This window comes from Thermoproteus thermophilus (genome assembly GCF_055392855.1).
The window spans coordinates 858741-874047 of record NZ_AP042466.1 but is presented as its reverse complement, the minus strand read 5'-3'; the positions used below and the strand labels follow the sequence as shown (position 1 = coordinate 874047).

The window sequence follows — 15307 nt, the reverse complement described above, 5'->3', positions numbered from 1 at the left end:
GTTTTTATCTATGGCTTCCACCAAGTGCTTGGAGGAATTCGCCAAGTTGTTCCCCCCCGGCTCCCTAGCCCGCGGGATATTGGAGTGGCAAATCGAGGAGGGCCGAGCTGTCGACGAAAGGAGGGATAAACGTTAAATATCTGAGACATGGCGGACGCCATGTCGAGCGATACGTCTAAATGCCTCGCCACGCTTGGCGCGACGCTCCAGGACTCCATAGGCAAGCGAGTGTTGGTGAAGCTCAGAGACGGCTACGAGATAAGAGGCATCCTCAAATCGTTTGACCAACACGTCAACTTGTTGCTCGAAGACGCCGAGGAGGTCATAGACAACGTGGTGTTGAAGAGGGGCACTATGGTCGTGCGCGGCGAGAACGTCCTCTTCGTGTCGCCGACATGAAGGGCACTCCGTCGATGGGCAAACACAGCAAGGGCAAAACGCATATACGATGTCCTAGGTGCGGGCGTCATTCGTATAACGTGGCCAAGGGCTACTGCGCCCACTGCGGATGGGGGCGTTCGAGGCGGCTCCGTAGCTATAACTGGGCGAAATAGGCTAAACGGCTCTGATCCTTTCGCCGACCCTCGGTATTATCGTGGTGATCTTGTACTTCAACTCTATCGACGTGGCCAAGCTCACGATCTTCGAGGGCTCGCCGTGTATCAACACCACCTTGCGCGGCCTCGGCTCTAGAGTTTCTACGTACTTCATGAGCTCCCTCCTGTCGCTGTGGCCGGAGAAGCCCGGTATAGAGACTACGCCCATCCTCATCGATACCTTGGTCTCCCCCATGGATATGCTGCGCACTACGAAGTCCCTCTCGCCGTTGAGTATACGCCTACCCAAGGTGTTCTCGGCTTGATAGGACACGAAGACCAGCTTGTTTGCGGGATCCGGCGCCAAGTGCACAAAGTAATCGAGGATAGGCCCTCCGTTCAACATGCCGTGGGGGGCTATGATGACGCCGGGCCTCTCGTCTTGAGTTATACGCGCTATTTGGTTTATCCTATCCTCCACTCTCTTGGCCCTCTCTATTACCTCTATGCTCCCGGAGGAGGCGAACGGGTTGATCCCCTCGTATATCTCCTCGGCGACTTCTCTATTGAGGAAATGGGGGTACATCAGATATACGTTCAACGTCTCGACTATCATGCCGTCGACGTATATGGGAACTCCCTTGAGGCTGCCCTCGTTTATTTTCTTGTTCAAAATATACAAAATCTCCTGGGCCCTCCCGGTGCTGAAGGCGGGTATGAGGACTTTACCTCTATTCTCCACGGTCTCCGAGATCACCTTAACCAAAGTGTTCTCCGCCTCGATCCTCGGCGGTTGCACGTCGTCGCGTCCTCCGTAAGTGGACTCCATTATCAACATCTCAACTCTCCTGAACTTGTTCACGGCCTTGTTCAATAAGTTGGTCCTCCCGAACTTGAAATCGCCTGTGTAGAGTATATTATAACGCCCGTTGCCTATGTGTAGGTGCACCAACGCGGAGCCTATCTCGTGACCTGCGTCGTATAAGGTCAACTTCACGTCAGGCGCTATGTCGGTGACCTCCTCGTAGTCCAGCGTTATTATGCGGTACATCAACGACTCTATGTCGCCCTCGGTGTAAGGCGGGATACGCCCCTCCCTTTCCTTGAGCTCTACGTAATCCGTCAAGAGTATATATGTCAAATACTTCGTGGGATCGGTCATGTAGACAGGTCCCTTGTATCCGTACTTGTACAGATAGGGGAGGCACCCCACGTGGTCCATGTGGGCGTGGGATATGACGACGGCGTCGAGCGAATCCACGTCTATTTGTTCCAACAACGGGAACTCCTCCTCGTACTGGGAGGGCTTCAAGCCGCAGTCGAGCAAGATCTTGCTCTCGGTCGTGTCCACCAGTATGGCGCTCCGCCCCACCTCCATGGACGCGCCGAGGAACGCGATAGTTATAGGCCCCTCCTTGATGACGGGCTCGTGGTGTATCCTAGCGCCTATCTCCTTCATCATAGAGATCCTTTTGTCGGACGCCTTGTGGTACAACTCCCTTATATCTACTATGTACTTCGAGGGCAACTTCATCATGCTGGGAACGCCCATCTCCACCACGGCGCGCCAGCCGGTCGATGCGAAGATCTCCTTGGCGAGCTTCTTGAAGTCCTTTTCGGGCACAGCCTTGGAGAGGTAGACGTACACATCGCCGACGTCCTCGAAATACACCTTCTCGACGAGATCTGAGGTAAGCGATAATATCATCTTTTCGGCCTCTTTCTTGGACAACCTAACGGACGGATCGCCCCTCACTATTATCCTTTTCTTAAGCGTCTTGGCCAACTCGGCCACCTCCTCGCTGCTTAAATTAGCGGGATTTTTGACATATACACAAATAGACGGGCCTTCGACCTCCACCTTGGACACCTCGACGCTCGATAGAATCTCCCTGATCTTCGGTTCTAGAGAATACGCCACGTGCTCTGGTTGTCTAGGCCTTATATCTTATTCGGCCACGACAACCCTCTGCCTAGCCGAGAACACCCGCTTGAACCCCTCCTTAGTTATCACCACGATGTCTACGCCCTCGCCGGAGCCTGGGTCATTGCGCATGGCGGCCTTGACGGCGTTTTCGGCCAACTTGACGGCCTCGTCGACGCTCAAATCATCGCGATACCCCACCTCCAGAACGCCCATGGCATAGGGGGATCCGCTCCCCGTCGACACGTATCGCTCCTCGCTGAAGCTGCCGAGCCAGTCCAACATGAAGAGCTGGGGGCCCTCGTCGTCGAAACCGCCGAATATCGAATGCACTATGTATATCATAGGCCTTGAATAAAACAACAACAACGAGGCGTAGTTGACCAACGTCTTGACCGGGATAGGCCTTTTATGCTCCATCTTGTAATCCCTCGCTAATATCGTCAACACGTTCAATAGGCCTTGCAGATCGGCGACGCCCCCGCTCATCGTCGCGGCTACGTGTTCGTCTATTTTCCAGATCTTCTCGCCGCGTTTATGGGCTATGTAGTAGCCGGCCGTGACCCTCTTATCGGTGGCCAAGACCACTCCGTCGCGCGCTTTTATGCCCACTGTAGTGGTCATGGACCAGCCGGATGCCCTCTTTTTATCTCTTGAGCTCCACCTCCTCGGAAAAACTCACCCTCTTCAACCCCTCGAATCTGCTACCTAGATCCGATGCTATTTGCAGAAGTATATTGCCTACTTTCTCGTACAACAAAACCTCGGCGGGGAGCTTCACGTGTATCTCGGATCCGTCTTGGGCCAAGGACACGGAGATCTTGTCGAGGGGGATGCGCGGCATATACTGCTTTATGATATACGCTATCTTCTCCTCGTTCGTAGCCAGCTTCTTCACGATCCTCCCCCTCACTATCAAGGTCTTGCCGGCCAACGGGTGGTTGAAGTCCAGGGTGACCCTGCCGCCGGATATCGAGATGACCCTGGCCCGGTTGCCCTCGATCTCCACGACGTCGTCTACGCGGGGGATGACGCCGTGTCTGTGGAACTCCCTTATCGAAATGACCCGTATCTTGTTGGGATCCCTTTGGCCGTAGGCCTTCTCCGGCGGTATCTCGACCTCGACGTCCTTGCCCTCGTCGGCGTTAAGCAAAGCGGCCTCCAGTGGCTCCCAGAGCTTAGTCTCGCCGAGTATTATCAATCGAGGCTCGTAGATCTCCTCAGGCCTATACACGCCGGCCTCCTTGGCCGTGGCCTCGTTCGTCGTCTCGACGACCTTGTTGTCGTCCTTGACTATGACAGTGTAGTCGAATAGTATGTAATCCCCTTTGTTCAACGTCATGGCGACGCCACGCCGATTTCTTGCCCTTGCTGCTGGCCCGCCCTCTTGGCCTTCACGAGCCTCGTTATGTAGCCTGCCACCTTGTTCCTGACGGCCTTGCTCTGTAAATCGGCTAGCTCCGCCACGGCCCTCTTATTTTCCTCGAAGCTCTCGGTGAACCTATCGGGGTACATCTCCAACAACTTGACCGCTAGTGACTTTATGTAACGCGGCTTCACTCGACCCATTGGGGGCCACAAAATCGTGTTTTAAAAACACTTACGCCGAGATCGGCTCTTGTAGATCGCGCGGGCGGATCGCCGAGTGGGGAAAAGTTTTTATATACGCGAAATTCGTAAACGCATGAGCTCGCAAACAGCGTACTTGACACAGATAGGAGGAGTCCCTGTATTGATATTCAAGGAGGGGACCCAACGCGCTTTCGGAAAGGAGGCTATGAGGCTGAACATAATGATCGCGAGGGCTGTCGCCGAGGTGCTCCGCACGACGCTTGGCCCTAAGGGCATGGACAAAATGTTGATAGATTCGCTAGGCGATATAACGATCACCAACGACGGCGCGACTATATTAGACGAAATGGACGTCCAACACCCCATAGCCAAGCTGTTGGTGGAGATATCTAAGTCCCAAGAGGAGGAGGCCGGCGACGGCACCACGACCGCCGTGGTCTTGGCCGGCGCGTTGCTCGACGAGGCCGAGAAGCTACTCGAGAAGAACATCCACCCGACAGTGGTGGTCTCCGGCTTCAAGAAAGCGCTGGACGTGGCCGTCGAGCACTTGAGGAAGATAGCCGTGCCAGTTAACCGCACAGATGCCGATACGCTGAAGAAAATCGCGATGACGGCCATGGGCGGCAAGATCTCGGAGACCGTCAAGGACTACTTCGCGGATCTCGCAGTGAAGGCCATACTCCAGATAGCCGAACAGAGAGGCGATAGGTGGGTCGCCGATCTCGACAACGTGCAGCTCGTCAAGAAACACGGCGGCTCTCTGCTGGACACCCAGCTGGTGTACGGCATCGTGGTCGACAAGGAGGTCGTCCACCCGGCTATGCCCAAGCGCGTGGTCAATGCTAAGATAGCGTTGCTCGACGCGCCTCTGGAGGTGGAGAAGCCCGAGATAGACGCCGAAATCCGCATCAACGACCCGACGCAGATGAGGGCATTCCTTGAGGAGGAGGAGACCATACTGAAGGGCTACGTGGACAAGCTCAAGGCCGCCGGCGTCAACGTCCTCTTCACCACTAAGGGCATCGACGACATAGCCCAGTACTACTTAGCCAAGGCCGGAATACTCGCCGTGAGGCGCGTCAAGCGCTCGGACATCGAGAAGCTGGTCAGGGCCACCGGCGCTAGGCTGGTCACCAGCATCGAGGACTTAACCGAGGCCGACCTCGGCTTCGCCGGACTGGTGGAGGAGAGGCGTGTGGGCGACGAGAAGATGGTGTTCGTGGAGCAGTGTAAGAACCCGAGGGCCGTGTCGATACTGATCAGAGGCGGCTTCGAGAGGCTAGTGGACGAGGCCGAGAGGAACCTCGACGATGCGCTCTCGGTAGTCGCCGACGTCGTGGAGGAGCCGTTCATACTACCCGCTGGAGGCGCGCCTGAGATCGAGGCCGCTAGGGCCGTCAGGGCGTTCGCCACCAAGGTGGGAGGCAGGGAGCAATACGCCATAGAGGCCTTCGCCGACGCGCTGGAGGCCATACCCAAGGCCTTGGCCGAAAACGCCGGCCTCGACGCCGTCGACGTGCTCACCGAGCTGAGGCACAAACACGAGCTAGCCGACGGCTGGAAGTACGGCCTCGACGTGTACCAAGGCAAGGTAGTCGACATGGTGGCGCTCGGCTTAATAGAGCCGCTCTCGGTGAAGGTCAACGCCTTCAAGGTGGCCGTCGAGGCCGCCTCGATGATCTTGCGCATAGACGAGATCATAGCGGCCTCTAAGCTCGAGAAAGAGAAGGAGGGCAAGGGCGAGAAAAAGGAGGAGGAAGAGGGCAAGGGCGAAACTAAGTTCGATTAAATTACCTTTTTATAGGGATATCCTAATATAATAAATTATTATTACAATAAGAATCAGGTAAATAATTTTTATTATTAGATTAATTGGTACTATGAACAACATAACGGCCCCTGACGCCAACCCGGCTATCGACGAAGTCAAGATGCGCGCCTTAATGGCGCTTAACTCGTTCTTGTATAGGCCCCGCGACGCGTCGACCCTCTTACGCTCTGAGTGTTCTATATCTGACAATACCTCGGCCCTCTCCTCCAATAGTTTAATATAACCGAGGTCTTCGGGCAAGTATTCGTCAATATTCCTGGAGAGGTACTCTCTGAACTCCTTCAAACGCGACGCGTTGCTCAACAAGTTCTTAGTCTTCCTACTAAGTCTAGAAATATTTATTTTGAATAAATATAAGTATATTATATGAATTATCAAAGCAATATATATTAAATTATTTGAAAAAATAAAGGAAAGTCCTAGGAGCAATAAGCCCAGCAATAACAACGCCCCGTTGACGAGAACGAATCTTCCGTACTCTTTTTCCAATATTTTTTTAATTTTTATATTTATTAATTCATCTAACATATATATTTTCGACTTTTCTAATTATTTTATTTTTATATATTTTCTTTATTTGCACTATTACTATGTCCTCTAAAACTATCCCGAACTGCTCGAGCCTGCGCAACGCCTTCTCTGCGCTCGAGGCGTGCATGGTGGCCAGGCTCTGCAAGCCTATGCTCCTCGCCGCTGCATACGCCTGAAAGTGTTCCGGATACTGGAGCTCTCCTATTATAAATATATCTATATTTCTATTCATTGACGTAAAAATTTCTTTTAATTTATTTGTACTATTAATTTTTATTTGAGTGTAATATGGAATATCCGGAAATTCATCCGCCTCGTCTATGTAGACCCTCAAGAGTTGCGGCGGGATTTCGAGGTCCACCGCTTGCAACAACGTCGTCTTCCCGCTGCCTGGCGGGCCCGCGACTACTAGGTCCCTCCGCCCCTCGACCACTTCTCTGCGCAAGGCCTCGGCCTTTTCAGCGTCTATGAACCCCTCAGCCACCAGCTTATCCAACGTCGCAACGCCTCTGTGAATTCTTAAGTAGATATGCGGCGTAGGGACCGCGGGCGGCAGATCCACCGAGACTCTAATCTTGAGGGGGCCTAGCCGTAGCCCGTATCTGAACGACGGGTTGGAGGTCGATAACGTACGCCCCTTAGCTCTAGCTATTTGCAAAAAACGGTTGACCAGCCTCGACGAGGCCGGCGTCTTCGTTATAAATTTACCATTTTTAGTATTAATATAAATAAATTTTCCAGGTATTAATATAATATCTTCAATATTTTTATTTATTAGAAAATTATATAATTCTGAAATGTCCAGCGAATCGAGCAGATGGAAAAACGCCCTATCGTCGTCCCCGAACAAACGACGATAAAGCTCGTACCTAAGCTCTATCGTGCTCTCGACGTCCCTCGAATAGACCCTCCCGATCAACTTCGCTATTTCGTCCTTGTGTTCGTGGAGCAGATCCGCCTCGTCTATATGCCCCAGTTCGAGCAACCTTACTAGCCCGTTCAACGCAACTCCTTGCATAGCTTCCTGAGGTAGGTGGCCGTGTCCCTTATGCTCAATTTACTGACGCCCAACCTTTTAGCTATGAGATCCTTGTCGTAGGACAGCCCGTGTTTGTTCGCGACTAGGTAGAATATCGTGGCGGCGAGGACTCTCGGGTTCTTGCCCTGGATCCTCCTCTTGTTTATAAGGTCGAGGACCATGACGGCCTCCGCGAGGACGTAACTGGGCGCCTCGAGGTCTCTGTGGAGCTCTTCGATATATCCTCTTATCTTTTCTTTTAGATTTATTTTAACTTTAACGTTATTAATAGTCTCATTATTCAATTTATATAACAGTATTTTTAGAGAAGCCTTTTTTATTCGATCGTCTAACCGTATCTTCTGAAGCGGCGCGTAGAGCACGGGGCCTATCACGCTGCCGCACTCGGCGCAGACGTACTCACCGGCCGAGACAGTTATCCTGGACGAACCACAATAAGGACACTCCATGAGCTGGGTCTAGGAATAAGGAATAAACTTGCTATGTAGCTCTTTAGTAATGGACGGAGGGGGCGCCTAGGAAGTAACCTTAATGCCGATATATAGTTTATCTCCAATATTAAATGGTAAATCAATATATATTTTAAATATTAAGCCGCCAATAGATATATATGTTAAATTATTATTTTTATTATAAAGTAATCCCCACATGTATATATCATATTTATCTTTATAATCATTTTCTTTATTTCTATCTATATTAATAATTAATTTATTATTTTTGTTTAAATTTATATTTAAAAGCGTCAAGGGGAGTTCGATCTCGGCCTTTACGTCGCCCTCTAGCGTTATCCTCTTCAACGGCTCCTCGAGGTCGGCCACATCGACGACTACTTCCCTGAACAACATAAGCGGTCGAATTGCTGAAAATATAAATTTTAAATGTCTTTTATCTATTATATTTTTATTAAAATTACAATTAATATAATTAATTTTAAAATAGATATTTAATGAGATATTAAGTTAGTTATATGAATAAAAGCTTTAAAAACTAAGGATTTATAGGAGCCGTGTCGGTCCTAGCGGAGGCCAACAAGCGGTTCGTTGCCGAGATAAACAACTTAATAGGAAAGGAGGTGTTCGTTGGCCTCAGCAATGGCGACGAGTACAGAGGGGTGCTCCACGCGGTTGATAGCCAATTAAATATAATTCTTCTTAATGTAATTACAAAATCTGGTAATAAATTCTCGAAATCAATACTTTTCTCTCGATATATTATATATATAAATTCTGTCGAGAAGGGGTTCGACCTCAGGGGGTTCGCTAAATACGCCGAGAAGTACTTCCCCGGAATGGTGAAGTACGTCGAGGAGTCCAACATCGTGCTCATAGGCGATAAGGTCAGAGTCAGCGAGATAGGCATAGAGGGGTCGGGGCCGTTGGCCGAGAGGGTTAGGCAGATATACGAGGAGTTCGCGAAGAGGCAACGCGTTGAATGAGCTTCGAGATAGCCGCCAAGGACCTCCTCGGCAGAGTCGGGAGGCTGTACACTAAGTCCGGCGTTTTGGAAACCCCTACTATATTCCCAGTAGTGGATCCTAAAAAACAAGAATTATCTTTATCTATAATCTCAAATTATTTTAAAAATATTATAACAAATTCATTCTTTATTTATAGTATGTATAAAAGGCCTATCAACATCAAGGACGTATTGGGGTGGAGCGGCGTGCTCATGACCGACTCTGGAGCATACCAGCTCATGCGATACGGCGTAATAGACGTAGAGCCCGAGGAGATACTCAGATACCAGGCCCTAATAGGCAGCGATATAGGCGTAATGTTGGACCTCCCCATAGATTCCGAGGAGTCCTACTTCTCGGCGTCTTTGAAAGTCGAGGAGACCTTGAGGAGGGCGTTAGTGGCCGTCAAGATGCGCGAGGAGCTGGGCGGCATGCTCCTCGTGGGGCCCATCCAAGGCGGAACGCATAAGGACTTGTTGATCCGCTCGGCGAGGCGGATGTCGTCTATGCCCTTCGACATATTCGCCGTGGGTAGCCCCACAACTTTGTTGGAGGAGTACAGATTCGACGAGATCTTGGAGATGGTGCTCACGGTCAAGCTACACGTGAATAGGGAGGCCCCGTTGCACCTATTCGGCGCCGGCCACCCCTTGATTTTGCCCTTCGCGGTCGCAGCGGGCGTCGATCTCTTCGACAGCGCCTCTTATATCCTGTACGCCAGAGACGATAGGATAATGTTGAGGGATAGGACGATTAGATTGGACGAGGTGAAGACGGACTACTTGCCTTGTAGCACAAAGCTCTGCAACACGCCGGTTGAGGAGATAAGGGAGATGTCCAAGATGGAGAGGACTAGCCTAATCGCGGAGCACAACTTGGCGATGCTCAGAGAGGAGTTGTTGGAGATAAAACAGAGGATTTACGAGGGGACGTTGTGGGAATACTTAGAGGAGAAGGCCAGAGCTCACAGATCGCTTTATAACGCGCTACAGCTCATGAGGAGATACGTGAAACTCTTGGAGGAGTACGACCCCGTGACGCATCCGGAGCCCAGCGGCTTGTTATTCTTCGGCGATACGTCGAGTTCGAGGCCGGAGCCCTATAGGCATAGGGCGAGGCTCAAGCATTTTTATAGACCTCCCGAGAGGCCTATAGCTATTTTACTAAAAGTTGATTTTAAACCCTATAATAAATCTTGGGAATATATCTATTTAAATAAATTATTAAAAAATAATAGAAAATATGTACATATATATTTCATTGACGACATATTCGGCGTAGTGCCGGAGGAAGTGGCCGAGGTGTATCCCCTGTCCCAACACGAATCGTGGGGCGGCCTCGAGGCGGTATACGACGACGTGGCTTTTCTTCAAAAAAATTATAAATTTATTATTAGTTATAAATTTTATATGAATAGCAAAAATATTATTAATGTTAATAAATTAGAAGATATAGAGAGAATTGTAAATTATATTATATATAATAATGGGACTCCTCCCTCCTAGCTTGTTCTAATTGGCGTCTAACTTCGGCGTATTCCCTCTCGAGCGCCTCGGCGAGTTGTCTGAGGTCGGAGGTGTCCACGCGCACGCCGAAGAGCTTCCCGAAGTGTTCGAGAGCTACGCTCGCGGCTTGGGGATCCGCCGGCCTATCGGCATATGGCAGTATTACCAACGCGGGGAAGCCGCTCATCTCGAAATGGGACAAAAGGAGCCCGAGCGGGCCCACTATTTGTAGGCCTTGCTCCAGCCTCTTCCCCTCTAGCGGATATCCCAGTTTTCGATACGACGATGTGTAGGCCACTCTTAGAAGATCGCCGGGCTCTCGCCTGAATCTGCCGTCCAACCCTCCGAACAACACGGCCAACTTGAAGCCGCTCCTCACCACCCAGTTAGACAAGGCCTCGACGAAGTCGTAGACGACCTCGTCCACTAGGCCGTAGTTGTTGACGACGCCCGCCACTTTTCCGCACGAGAATATCTCCGATTGTAGCGCTAGCCTATCGCCCTCGTAAGCCACAATCGGCGGCATTTTCTTGTACTTGACATACCCCACGATCTCGCAGTATCTCGACAAGTGCTTGACCGCTATGTGGCCCACTAGCCCTACGCCGTGGAACCCCGCCACGAAGATCTCCTTAGGGAATGGCTTAATTACATTAAATATTACTTTCATATCTCTCTAGTTTTTCTATTACTTTAGTTATCTTATTTATTTCATCTATATTATTTATATAAATAAGTTGAACTTTACATATAGGACATACGCCGTTGTACGCCAGCTCCTCGTCCAACGAGTAACGCCTATAGCAGTTAGGGCAGACGTAGTAGGTGCCCTCTGTCAAGGCCCTGATTAGAAACCCCAGCTTGTTCGAGACCAGCTCTATCCTCTTCTTTATCGCGTTGGCTATCACGGCGTCGTCGACGTACCAAGAATACTCGGTGCGGTAGTCGGGCGTCGTCGACTTAATGACCCCTATCATGTTGTTCCTAGAGAGGAATTGAAGTATCCTCCTAGCCTCGGCCGTGGAGAGGTTCAACATAATGGCGATCCTGTCATCGGAGAGCTGCTCCTTTCTGGAGTACAACAGCTCAACTATCTTTTTAGCGAGCTTGCCGTACTCGGGGCTGTTGAACTCGAAGGAGACGCTCCGCTCGACCATTACGAGATACGCGTTTAGCCTCTCCTCGCTCACAAGACCCTCCTCAGCTCAGTATATAAATCAAAAGCCGCGGCCTCGAATCTCCCCACTTCGCTTATCTTCACGGGCAGATACGACTTGCCGTCCAGCACTAGCCCGCCCGCAGGCGGCCTCGCCTCGTAGATGGCGTATCCCGGAGTCTTCCAGAACAAGAGCAATTTCAACGTGTCGATCCCGAACCCCGTGACCGCCGACACGGGGACGAACAAGTCGAAATGCCTCCTAATTACGAGGGCCTTGCGCGCCACCTCTAGCATGGACACCTTGTCTACTTTGCTCAAGACGGGGAGCACGCGCTCTTTGTAGACGCCGAGCGTGGAGAGCACTTCCAGAGACGTCCGGAGCTCTCTGTCGAATTCGTCTAGCTCGTCGGACGCGTCGACGAGCAGGAGTATCAAGTCGGCGTCTGCGACTTCTTGAAGCGTCGAGTAGAACGACTCTATCAACACGGGCGGCAGATCCTCTATGAAGCCTATCGTGTCCGTCAACACCATCTCCTTGCCCCACAAGCTTATCCGCCTGGTGTACGTGTCGAGGGTCGCGAAGGGCTTGCCGTCGACGTATTTGCGCTCGGCCGTCAGCTTGTTGAACAAAGTAGTTTTGCCCACGCTCGTGTAGCCTGTCAACACCACCTCGGGGATTCCGAGGTCCTTCCGTTTCCTCATGAGCGCGGCTCTGTTCTCTCTTAGTTTGTCCAACCTCCTCTTTATCTGTGATATCCGGTTCATCATATGCCTATAGTACGCGTCCACGGCGTATTCGCCGGCTCCCATATAGCCTATCTGCTCCCCCATCTTAGCCCTCCTCAGATACTCCTTAACAGTGGGTAATCTGTACTTGAGCGAGGCCAGTTCTATCTGGAGCTTCGACTCCAAGCTGCCGGCCCTCCTCTCGAATATCCTCAAGATCAGAAGGACTCTGTCCATCACCTCGACGTTCAGCCTTCTCCTCAAGTTGTAGAACTGCAGAGGCGTCAGGCTGTGGTACGCTATAAAGACGTCGAAATCCATCTTCGTTATCTCCTCGAGCTTACCCTTTCCTAGATAAAAGCGGGAGTCCTGGTCGCTGAACTGCGTCACAAAGCCGACGGGCTCGTAGCCGGCCACCTCGGCCAACGCTTCGAACTCGGCGAGCCTCTTGCCCAACCGCTTGTCCTTAGGGCCGACATAGGCCAATAAGGCTTTATTACTCATCTCTGACCTCGGCCACGTCGCCGAGCGTGAGCTCCTTCCTGGGAGGCGCGCTCCCCGCCGCCTCGCCTTGTTGTGCGGGGACCAACAACTTCACGCCGAGGGCCCTCTCCAGCTTCCTGGCCAGTTGCACGTCCGGCACTAGCTGGCCGCTCTCCACACGCCTCAATACGCTCTCCTTGACCCCTATGTAGGACGCAAGGGCCTCTCTGCTGATGCCTAAGGACTCCCTGGCCCTTCTTATCACCTCGGCGTACTCCTCTATTACCTCATATCTATCCGCCTGCGTCCTTTGGGGCCTCTGCGCTACAGGCCGCCTAGGCGGCTCCGCCCTCCTCTGCGGTTGTTGCGACGCGGGAGCGGCCCCGTACGACGTCGCGCAGCGCTTACATACATGTAGGACGGCGTTGTCCAGCTTTATCACGTACGGTTGCCCCTCTATGGGGGCTCCGCAGATATCGCAATATTGCATTAATACCAGTTAAATACGCCATTAAAAGCATGACGCCCGAAGAGCACGCCTATGGCTTATTGACATATATTTATGGATATAAAAATATTAATATAAATAAAAATGAAATAATAGTAAAATATAATAAAGCTAATAGAATAAAATATATTTATTATAAAGGGAAAGCCATATTCGCCTTCAGGAACACGGACGGATATCTGCTGCCTCTGGCCGAGGCAGCGCATTTCTTGCGAGCCCCCTACGTAGTGGTCGACGGCGAGGCCGCCAAGTTCGCGGCCCAAGGACGCAGCGTGCCGGCTAAGTTCATCAAGGCGTGTTCCAGCGACGCGAGGGCCTACTCGGAGGTCCTCGTGGTGGACGAGGAAGGCAGACCTGTGGCGATTGGGAGGCTGGTGTATAGCCCCAGGGAGTTCACGTTGGGCAGAGGCTATGCCGTGAAGCCCAGGGCGGCGGTTCGATCGATCGACGAGGCGCAAAAGACGGCGTAATGCCACGAGGTCCGTTGCTCGAGGGCGTTCGGCCTATACCGACACCTCGTAGCCGCCGTCCCGCTACCGACCGCTATGATGACGTCCACGATGCCGCCTTTAGAACGATCAAGTGGAGCCCCGGCCGGGATTCGAACCTCCCCCGGCCTAGCGCCGACCGGGACCTCCCGCTTTATTGGGCCTTGCCCTACAAGGCGGGCGCTCTACCGGGCTAAGCCACCGGGGCTACGAGAGCCCGAACAAACGCTTTTTAATTTTACGCCGTCGGCCGCCTCAGCCCTTCACTTCGTCGAAAGATATGATGTTCATGTCCTCAGGCGCTTTGGTTATCGGACCGATCCTGGCCGCTATTATGTACTTGACGCCCCTCCTAGCGGCTAGGTCGACTATCCGCTGGGTCGCTATGCCGTCCATCAATATAGCGTGTATATTGCCCTCAGTAGACGTCAAGAAGTCGGGCAACTCCCTCACCGCGAGCCTCTTAATGGGGCTCCACTTTTCGTCGTATAGTTCCGCCTCCAAGGTGCCCAACATCTCGTCTATTTTGCCCTTGAGGAAATCGGGCAGCGCTTGAGTCGATTTCGGCACTTCAGCTTTCTGCTCCGCCTGCTGGGGTTGTTGCTGTTCCTGAGCCTTCTGTTGGGCCAAGTACTCCTCCACGGAGAGCTTGTTCCTCAACGCCCTGGCTATCTCCTTCGCGGTCAACTGCTCCACTTCTTTGCCCGGAGGGGCCCGCGCCACGTAATCGACGTGCGCTACCTTCAGCAAGTCCCTCAAGACGAGCTCGCCGCCCTTATCGCCGTCCACGAACGCCGTCACGGTCTTCTTCTTGCTGAGCTCCACTATGGTCTGCGGGATGCCTTGGCTTATGCCCTCTATAGCTATCACGTTGCGGTAACCGTGTTTGACGAGGTTGACAACGTCGGCGCGGCCCTCCACGATGATTATGTGGTCCGATTTATCCACGTCGGGCCCTGCCGGTAGTTTCTCGGGCCCGTACTCGATTATCTCTGCCTTGGCCACGTCCTCCTTCAGCTTCTCCAGGATCTCCTTCGTGTCTGGCAAGACCTCCTCCTCGAGCATTTTTATGAGCTCCTTGGCCCTCTCCACGATCCTATTGCGTTTCTCCTCTCTGAGATCCCTTATCTCCACTATTTTAACGCTCGCGGGATATGGGCCTACTCTCTCCACGCTCTCTATGAGCGCGGCGACTAACGCAGTCTCGTATCTGTCCAAGTTCGAGGGGATATTGATGCGCGCCTTTGTGCGGCCGTCTTTTTCCAATATGTCTATCTCGATCCTGCCTATACGGCCCATTATCTGCAACTCTCTGAGGTCCATGTCCTTGCCCAACAGCCCCTCGGTCTGCGAGAACAAAGCGCCTATGATATCCGATTTGTCCACAGCTCCATTCACCTCTATCTGTGCCACTATTAGGTACTTGGAGACTATGGTTAAGGCTCCCATGTGAGCCCTTAGCACGAATCCTTTAAATTGTTTGTGTTCCTATATCTAAAACCTCAATGTTTCTTTTAATTATAAATAAAAATTATAGTAATAATAA

Annotated in this window: 20 protein-coding genes and 1 tRNA gene; 7 read left to right on the top strand and 14 right to left on the bottom strand. The window is 51.8% G+C overall.

What is annotated here, in order from left to right; genetic code table 11:
• Positions 1–10 precede the first annotated feature (10 nt).
• Genes ACZ5PA_RS05220 through ACZ5PA_RS05210 form a run of 3 tightly spaced genes read left to right on the top strand, consistent with a single transcriptional unit; the run spans position 11 to position 554 of the window.
• Positions 11–136 carry a hypothetical protein gene (locus tag ACZ5PA_RS05220; RefSeq protein ID WP_464931215.1) on the top strand — a complete coding sequence of 42 codons (126 nt, stop codon included), beginning with the start codon at positions 11–13 and terminating at the stop codon, positions 134–136.
• A gap of 23 nt (positions 137–159) precedes the next feature.
• Positions 160–399 carry an LSm family protein gene (locus tag ACZ5PA_RS05215; protein WP_464931214.1) on the top strand — a complete coding sequence of 80 codons (240 nt, stop codon included), beginning with the start codon at positions 160–162 and terminating at the stop codon, positions 397–399.
• Positions 396–554 carry a 50S ribosomal protein L37e gene (locus tag ACZ5PA_RS05210; protein ID WP_464931213.1) on the top strand — a complete coding sequence of 53 codons (159 nt, stop codon included), beginning with the start codon at positions 396–398 and terminating at the stop codon, positions 552–554. The genes ACZ5PA_RS05215 and ACZ5PA_RS05210 overlap by 4 nt, the downstream gene beginning before the upstream one ends.
• Before the next feature lies 1 nt (position 555).
• Here ACZ5PA_RS05210 and ACZ5PA_RS05205 read toward each other — a convergent pair whose 3' ends face one another.
• The 4 genes from ACZ5PA_RS05205 to ACZ5PA_RS05190 are packed head-to-tail and all read right to left on the bottom strand — an operon-like array spanning position 556 to position 4029.
• Positions 556–2457 (bottom strand): beta-CASP ribonuclease aCPSF1, encoded by a 1902-nt coding sequence (locus tag ACZ5PA_RS05205; RefSeq protein WP_464931212.1) that lies wholly within the window; start codon positions 2455–2457, stop codon positions 556–558.
• A gap of 27 nt (positions 2458–2484) precedes the next feature.
• Entirely contained in the window at positions 2485–3084 is a 600-nt protein-coding gene (locus ACZ5PA_RS05200) for an archaeal proteasome endopeptidase complex subunit beta (RefSeq protein WP_464931211.1), read from the bottom strand.
• Between the two features lie 22 nt (positions 3085–3106).
• The gene (locus ACZ5PA_RS05195; RefSeq protein WP_464931210.1) at positions 3107–3802 is read right to left on the bottom strand and encodes an FKBP-type peptidyl-prolyl cis-trans isomerase; all 696 of its coding nucleotides are present in this window, start codon (positions 3800–3802) and stop codon (positions 3107–3109) included.
• Positions 3799–4029: a 30S ribosomal protein S17e gene (locus tag ACZ5PA_RS05190; RefSeq protein ID WP_464931209.1), complete on the bottom strand. Its 231-nt coding sequence runs from the start codon at positions 4027–4029 to the stop codon at positions 3799–3801. The genes ACZ5PA_RS05195 and ACZ5PA_RS05190 overlap by 4 nt, the downstream gene beginning before the upstream one ends.
• Before the next feature lie 115 nt (positions 4030–4144).
• Between ACZ5PA_RS05190 and thsB the strand changes: the two genes are divergently transcribed.
• Positions 4145–5821 carry a thermosome subunit beta gene (gene thsB, locus ACZ5PA_RS05185; protein ID WP_464931208.1) on the top strand — a complete coding sequence of 559 codons (1677 nt, stop codon included), beginning with the start codon at positions 4145–4147 and terminating at the stop codon, positions 5819–5821.
• A gap of 9 nt (positions 5822–5830) precedes the next feature.
• Here thsB and ACZ5PA_RS05180 read toward each other — a convergent pair whose 3' ends face one another.
• The 4 genes from ACZ5PA_RS05180 to ACZ5PA_RS05165 all read right to left on the bottom strand — a co-directional run bounded on the left by ACZ5PA_RS05180 (position 5831) and on the right by ACZ5PA_RS05165 (position 8281).
• Positions 5831–6169 carry a hypothetical protein gene (locus ACZ5PA_RS05180; protein ID WP_464931207.1) on the bottom strand — a complete coding sequence of 113 codons (339 nt, stop codon included), beginning with the start codon at positions 6167–6169 and terminating at the stop codon, positions 5831–5833.
• Positions 6170–6380: 211 nt separating this feature from the next.
• Positions 6381–7412, bottom strand: coding sequence for an ATPase, T2SS/T4P/T4SS family (locus ACZ5PA_RS05175; RefSeq protein WP_464931206.1), 1032 nt, complete (start codon positions 7410–7412; stop codon positions 6381–6383).
• Positions 7394–7882 carry a TFIIB-type zinc ribbon-containing protein gene (locus tag ACZ5PA_RS05170; protein ID WP_464931205.1) on the bottom strand — a complete coding sequence of 163 codons (489 nt, stop codon included), beginning with the start codon at positions 7880–7882 and terminating at the stop codon, positions 7394–7396. The genes ACZ5PA_RS05175 and ACZ5PA_RS05170 overlap by 19 nt, the downstream gene beginning before the upstream one ends.
• A gap of 66 nt (positions 7883–7948) precedes the next feature.
• The gene (locus ACZ5PA_RS05165) at positions 7949–8281 is read right to left on the bottom strand and encodes a DNA-directed RNA polymerase (RefSeq protein WP_464931204.1); all 333 of its coding nucleotides are present in this window, start codon (positions 8279–8281) and stop codon (positions 7949–7951) included.
• Between the two features lie 161 nt (positions 8282–8442).
• On the opposite strand from ACZ5PA_RS05165, the gene ACZ5PA_RS05160 reads away from it, so the two are divergent.
• A complete protein-coding gene (locus ACZ5PA_RS05160) occupies positions 8443–8871 on the top strand; it encodes an Lsm family RNA-binding protein (RefSeq protein ID WP_464931203.1) in 429 nt (142 codons plus the stop codon).
• Positions 8868–10397: a tRNA guanosine(15) transglycosylase TgtA gene (gene tgtA, locus ACZ5PA_RS05155; protein ID WP_464931202.1), complete on the top strand. Its 1530-nt coding sequence runs from the start codon at positions 8868–8870 to the stop codon at positions 10395–10397. The genes ACZ5PA_RS05160 and tgtA overlap by 4 nt, the downstream gene beginning before the upstream one ends.
• On the opposite strand, the gene ACZ5PA_RS05150 is transcribed toward tgtA, so the two are convergent.
• The 4 genes from ACZ5PA_RS05150 to ACZ5PA_RS05135 are packed head-to-tail and all read right to left on the bottom strand — an operon-like array spanning position 10366 to position 13255.
• Positions 10366–11067, bottom strand: a complete 702-nt coding sequence (locus ACZ5PA_RS05150) for a proteasome assembly chaperone family protein (protein ID WP_464931201.1) — start codon at positions 11065–11067, stop codon at positions 10366–10368. The genes tgtA and ACZ5PA_RS05150 overlap by 32 nt on opposite strands.
• Positions 11051–11554 (bottom strand): transcription factor, encoded by a 504-nt coding sequence (locus ACZ5PA_RS05145; RefSeq protein ID WP_464931225.1) that lies wholly within the window; start codon positions 11552–11554, stop codon positions 11051–11053. The genes ACZ5PA_RS05150 and ACZ5PA_RS05145 overlap by 17 nt, the downstream gene beginning before the upstream one ends.
• 29 nt (positions 11555–11583) lie before the next feature.
• Entirely contained in the window at positions 11584–12786 is a 1203-nt protein-coding gene (gene hflX / locus ACZ5PA_RS05140) for a GTPase HflX (protein ID WP_464931200.1), read from the bottom strand.
• Complete coding sequence (locus ACZ5PA_RS05135) at positions 12779–13255, bottom strand: multiprotein bridging factor aMBF1 (RefSeq protein WP_464931199.1); 477 nt, start codon at positions 13253–13255, stop codon at positions 12779–12781. The genes hflX and ACZ5PA_RS05135 overlap by 8 nt, the downstream gene beginning before the upstream one ends.
• 29 nt (positions 13256–13284) lie before the next feature.
• Here ACZ5PA_RS05135 and ACZ5PA_RS05130 point away from each other — a divergent pair, with 29 nt between their 5' ends.
• Positions 13285–13743, top strand: a complete 459-nt coding sequence (locus ACZ5PA_RS05130; protein WP_464931198.1) for a PUA domain-containing protein — start codon at positions 13285–13287, stop codon at positions 13741–13743.
• Positions 13744–13856: 113 nt separating this feature from the next.
• Here the strand turns inward: ACZ5PA_RS05130 and ACZ5PA_RS05125 are convergent.
• Both ACZ5PA_RS05125 and dnaG read right to left on the bottom strand, forming a co-directional pair.
• Positions 13857–13969: transfer RNA gene (locus tag ACZ5PA_RS05125), tRNA-Thr, on the bottom strand.
• A gap of 47 nt (positions 13970–14016) precedes the next feature.
• Entirely contained in the window at positions 14017–15210 is a 1194-nt protein-coding gene (gene dnaG / locus ACZ5PA_RS05120; RefSeq protein WP_464931197.1) for a DNA primase DnaG, read from the bottom strand.
• Between the last annotated feature and the right edge of the window lie 97 nt (positions 15211–15307).